Raw genomic sequence first — 333 nt, forward strand, 5'->3', positions numbered from 1 at the left:
GCCTGCGTCGACACCTGCCACGAGATCACGCGCCGCATCGGCCGCTTCCTGCATCGCGAAGGCACGCAGGGCCATGACCTGTTCCTGTCGCCGGTGCTGGCGCAGTTGCCGGCGCCGCTCGGCCGCTATGCGATGGACAACGCCGACTACCTGGCCTACCGTCTGGGCAAGAAGGGCGTGATCGGCTATTCGCCGTTCGCGCCGCTGGCCAACCTGACCGGCATGCCCGCCATTTCGATTCCGTTCGGCCTGTCGGCCGACGGGCTGCCGATCGGTATCCAGGTCATGGGCCCGCTGGGCAGCGAGGCCTGGCTGCTGGAACTGGCCGCCCAG

Annotated in this window: 1 protein-coding gene; it reads left to right on the forward strand. The window is 69.1% G+C overall.

Annotated features, from left to right (window positions below; all coding sequences use genetic code 11):
• Positions 1 to 333 (forward strand): amidase family protein (locus tag SB771_RS33795; RefSeq protein WP_410721892.1); only part of this gene is annotated, 333 nt, incomplete at both ends.

The organism is Burkholderia sp. SIMBA_051, from assembly GCF_046534915.1.
Classification (GTDB): domain Bacteria; phylum Pseudomonadota; class Gammaproteobacteria; order Burkholderiales; family Burkholderiaceae; genus Burkholderia; species Burkholderia ambifaria.